General features: G+C 57.3%; 3 rRNA genes. All 3 read right to left on the minus strand.

The window, feature by feature from the left end:
* Nucleotides 1–52: 52 nt before the first annotated feature.
* Nucleotides 53–169 (minus strand): 5S ribosomal RNA (gene rrf, locus ACLQ2T_RS29090).
* A 97-nt stretch (nucleotides 170–266) separates the two neighbouring features.
* Nucleotides 267–3,378: ribosomal RNA gene (locus tag ACLQ2T_RS29095) — 23S ribosomal RNA — on the minus strand.
* A 382-nt stretch (nucleotides 3,379–3,760) separates the two neighbouring features.
* Nucleotides 3,761–5,275 (minus strand): 16S ribosomal RNA (locus ACLQ2T_RS29100).
* The 16S, 23S and 5S rRNA genes sit together here, the layout of an rRNA operon.
* Between the last annotated feature and the right edge of the window lie 161 nt (nucleotides 5,276–5,436).

Consider the following 5,436-nt stretch of genomic DNA (forward strand, 5'->3'; position numbering starts at 1 on the left):
GGGTATACGTTTGAGGGCCACCCCAGCTGGGGTGGCCCTCAAATCGAAGTGTGTCCGGCGGTGTCCTACTCTCCCACACCCTCCCGAGTGCAGTACCATCGGCGCTGGAGGGCTTAGCTTCCGGGTTCGGAATGTTACCGGGCGTTTCCCCTCCGCCATGACCGCCGTAACCTTATCAACATATCAAACAACACCACACCAACAGAGTGTGTCGGGGTGTTCGTTTGTTTGTCGTGAGTTACACAGTGGACGCGAGCAGAATCTTTGTGAGCAAGTCCTCGGCCTATTAGTACCGGTCAACTGAACCCGTTACCGGGCTTACATTTCCGGCCTATCAACCCAGTCGTCTAGCTGGGGGCCTTACCCACCCGAAGGTGGTGGGATACCTCATCTTGAAGCAGGCTTCCCGCTTAGATGCTTTCAGCGGTTATCCCTTCCGAACGTAGCTAACCAGCCGTGCCCCTGGCGGGACAACTGGCACACCAGAGGTTCGTCCGTCCCGGTCCTCTCGTACTAGGGACAGCCCTTCTCAAGTATCCTACGCGCACGGCGGATAGGGACCGAACTGTCTCACGACGTTCTAAACCCAGCTCGCGTACCGCTTTAATGGGCGAACAGCCCAACCCTTGGGACCTGCTACAGCCCCAGGATGCGACGAGCCGACATCGAGGTGCCAAACCATCCCGTCGATATGGACTCTTGGGGAAGATCAGCCTGTTATCCCCGGGGTACCTTTTATCCGTTGAGCGACACCGCTTCCACTCGCAAGTGCCGGATCACTAGTCCCGACTTTCGTCCCTGCTCGACCCGTCAGTCTCACAGTCAAGCTCCCTTGTGTACTTGCACTCAACACCTGATTGCCAACCAGGCTGAGGGAACCTTTGGGCGCCTCCGTTACCTTTTAGGAGGCAACCGCCCCAGTTAAACTACCCACCAGACACTGTCCCTGAACCGGATAACGGTCCGAAGTTAGATACCCGAATCAACCAGAGTGGTATTTCAAGATTGCCTCCACACATACTGGCGTATGCGCTTCACCGGCTCCCACCTATCCTACACAAGCTAACTCAGATACCAATGTCAAGCTGTAGTAAAGGTCCCGGGGTCTTTCCGTCCTGCCGCGCGTAACGAGCATCTTTACTCGTACTGCAATTTCGCCGGGCCTGTGGTTGAGACAGTGGGGAAGTCGTTACGCCATTCGTGCAGGTCGGAACTTACCCGACAAGGAATTTCGCTACCTTAGGATGGTTATAGTTACCACCGCCGTTTACTGGCGCTTAAGTTCTCCGCTTCGCCCCGAAGAGCTAACAGGTCCCCTTAACGTTCCAGCACCGGGCAGGCGTCAGTCCATATACATCGAATTACTTCTTCGCATGGACCTGTGTTTTTAGTAAACAGTCGCTTCCCCCTGCTCTCTGCGGCCATACAACGCTCCACCCGCGCGGGGCTTCACGTCTCCGGCCCCCCTTCTCCCTAAGTTACGGGGGCAATTTGCCGAGTTCCTTAACCACAGTTCGCCCGATCGCCTCGGTATTCTCTACCTGACCACCTGTGTCGGTTTGGGGTACGGGCCGCTCAGAACTCGCTAGAGGCTTTTCTCGGCAGCATAGGATCACTGACTTCACCTGAATCGGCTCGGCATCACGTCTCAGCCTACATGTGTCACGGATTTGCCTATGACACGGCCTACACGCTTACCCCGGCACAACCACCGGCCGGGCTCAGCTACCTTCCTGCGTCACCCCATCGCTTGACTACTACCCGCCAGGTTCCCACGCTCCCCAACCTCAACCCGAAGGTCTCGACTGGTTTGGGTGGTTAGCACAACGAGGTTCATCAGGGACGCTCTTTCGCGGGTACGGGAATATCAACCCGTTGTCCATCGACTACGCCTCTCGGCCTCGCCTTAGGTCCCGACTCACCCAGGGCGGATTAACCTGGCCCTGGAACCCTTGGTCATCCGGCGGAAGGGTTTCTCACCCTTCTTTCGCTACTCATGCCTGCATTCTCACTCGTGCCGCGTCCACAACTCGATCACTCGGCTGCTTCACCCCCGGCACGACGCTCCCCTACCCATCCACACACCTGCACAAGACTCCGAAAAGCCTCGCGAAGTACACGCGTGAATGCCACAGCTTCGGCGGTGTGCTTGAGCCCCGCTACATTGTCGGCGCGGAACCACTTGACCAGTGAGCTATTACGCACTCTTTAAAGGGTGGCTGCTTCTAAGCCAACCTCCTGGTTGTCTATGCGATCCCACATCCTTTTCCACTTAGCACACGCTTAGGGGCCTTAGCTGGTGATCTGGGCTGTTTCCCTCTCGACTACGAAGCTTATCCCCCGCAGTCTCACTGCCGCGCTCTCACTTACCGGCATTCGGAGTTTGGCTGATTTCGGTAAGCTTGTGGGCCCCCTAGACCATCCAGTGCTCTACCTCCGGCAAGAAACACGCGACGCTGCACCTAAATGCATTTCGGGGAGAACCAGCTATCACGGAGTTTGATTGGCCTTTCACCCCTAACCACAGGTCATCCCCCAACTTTTCAACGTTGGTGGGTTCGGCCCTCCACGCGGTCTTACCCACGCTTCAGCCTGCCCATGGCTAGATCACTCCGCTTCGGGTCTAGAACATGCGACTCAAACGCCCTCTTCAGACTCGCTTTCGCTACGGCTCCCCCACACGGGTTAACCTCGCCACATGCCACTAACTCGCAGGCTCATTCTTCAAAAGGCACGCCGTCACCCCTAAAGGCTCCGACGGATTGTAGGCGAACGGTTTCAGGTACTATTTCACTCCCCTCCCGGGGTACTTTTCACCATTCCCTCACGGTACTCGTCCGCTATCGGTCACCAGGAAGTATTTAGGCTTACCAGGTGGTCCTGGCAGATTCACGGCAGATTTCAGGGGTCCGCCGCTACTCGGGAACACCCACAGAAGACCAGCTGTTTTCACCTACCGGACTCTCACCGTCTACGGTCGGCCTTTCCAGACCATTCAGCTAACAACTGGTTTTATAACTCCTTGAACACGTGTCAGCATGTTCAGCAGGGTCCCACAACCCCGACCACGCAACCCCTGACAGGTATCACACGCAACCGGTTTAGCCTCAATCCGCTTTCGCTCGCCACTACTCACGGAATCACTAAATTGTTTTCTCTTCCTACGGGTACTGAGATGTTTCACTTCCCCGCGTTCCCTCCACACACCCTATGAGTTCAGGTGTAGGTGACATCACATGACTGATGCCGGGTTACCCCATTCGGACACCCTGGGATCACAGCTTGGTTGACAGCTCCCCCAGGCCTATCGCGGCCTCCCACGTCCTTCATCGGCTCCTGGTGCCAAGGCATCCACCGTTCGCCCTTGACAACTTGACCACAAAGATGCTCGCGTCCACTGTGCAATTCTCAACAAACAACCAACCCACAACCCCAAGCCCCACACCAAACCCGACAACCGCCGGCGGTATGCGAGACCAGGCCATGCCTGGCAACCAAAACCCCACCAACCGGTGAGGCAATCGGCTCTGAAACAACAACCACAACGGGTTGTTCCTTCAGGACCCAACAGGGTGTTCATCATCAGCCACCAGCCGCACCAACCCATCCGTTCCCACCACCCCCAAAAGGGCAGCTGTACTAAGAAGAACCTGGCCGTTGCCGGCACCTGACTCGCCAGTGTCTCCGCCATTGAGCACCCCGATCCGACATTCGCAGACCGCGGGCTCCATACCAGCTTTCGCTGAATGGTGCTCCTTAGAAAGGAGGTGATCCAGCCGCACCTTCCGGTACGGCTACCTTGTTACGACTTCGTCCCAATCGCCAGCCCCACCTTCGACGGCTCCCTCCACAAGGGTTGGGCCACCGGCTTCGGGTGTTGCCGACTTTCGTGACGTGACGGGCGGTGTGTACAAGGCCCGGGAACGTATTCACCGCAGCGTTGCTGATCTGCGATTACTAGCGACTCCGACTTCACGGGGTCGAGTTGCAGACCCCGATCCGAACTGAGACCGGCTTTTTGGGATTCGCTCCACCTCACGGTATCGCAGCCCATTGTACCGGCCATTGTAGCATGCGTGAAGCCCTGGACATAAGGGGCATGATGACTTGACGTCATCCCCACCTTCCTCCGAGTTGACCCCGGCAGTCTCCCATGAGTCCCCAACCGAATTGCTGGCAACATGGGACGAGGGTTGCGCTCGTTGCGGGACTTAACCCAACATCTCACGACACGAGCTGACGACAGCCATGCACCACCTGTCACCGGCCCCGAAGGACCCCACATCTCTGCAGGATTTCCGGCGATGTCAAACCCAGGTAAGGTTCTTCGCGTTGCATCGAATTAATCCGCATGCTCCGCCGCTTGTGCGGGCCCCCGTCAATTCCTTTGAGTTTTAGCCTTGCGGCCGTACTCCCCAGGCGGGGCGCTTAATGCGTTAGCTGCGGCACAGAGAACCGGAGAGGCCCCCCACACCTAGCGCCCAACGTTTACAGCGTGGACTACCAGGGTATCTAATCCTGTTCGCTCCCCACGCTTTCGCTCCTCAGCGTCAGTATCGGCCCAGAGACCCGCCTTCGCCACCGGTGTTCCTCCTGATATCTGCGCATTTCACCGCTACACCAGGAATTCCAGTCTCCCCTACCGAACTCTAGCCTGCCCGTATCGACTGCAGACCCGCAGTTGAGCCACGGGATTTCACAGTCGACGCGACAAGCCGCCTACGAGCTCTTTACGCCCAATAAATCCGGACAACGCTCGCGCCCTACGTCTTACCGCGGCTGCTGGCACGTAGTTGGCCGGCGCTTCTTCTGCAGGTACCGTCACTTGCGCTTCGTCCCTGCTGAAAGAGGTTTACAACCCGAAGGCCGTCATCCCTCACGCGGCGTCGCTGCATCAGGCTTCCGCCCATTGTGCAATATTCCCCACTGCTGCCTCCCGTAGGAGTCTGGGCCGTGTCTCAGTCCCAGTGTGGCCGGTCGCCCTCTCAGGCCGGCTACCCGTCGTCGCCTTGGTAGGCCATTACCCCACCAACAAGCTGATAGGCCGCGAGCCCATCCCAAGCCGAAAAACTTTCCACCCACAAACATGCGTCCGCAAGTGAATATTCGGTATTAGCCCCCGTTTCCGAGGGTTATCCCAAAGCCTAGGGCAGGTTGCTCACGTGTTACTCACCCGTTCGCCGCTCGAGTACCCCGAAGGGCCTTTCCGCTCGACTTGCATGTGTTAAGCACGCCGCCAGCGTTCGTCCTGAGCCAGGATCAAACTCTCCAACAAAAACCTGTTGAACAATCCATCCCGACAACAAACAAAATGTTGCCAAAGGAATCCCAAACCGAACCAGAAACCCAAAGATCTCCAGCCGGCACGGGGCATAAACTACTTGGCACTGGCTTATCAAACACCCTGTTGAGTTCTCAAAGAACAACCACACACCA

Origin of the sequence: Micromonospora sp. DT229 (assembly GCF_049844505.1) — a bacterium.
In the GTDB taxonomy this organism is placed as follows: domain Bacteria; phylum Actinomycetota; class Actinomycetes; order Mycobacteriales; family Micromonosporaceae; genus Micromonospora.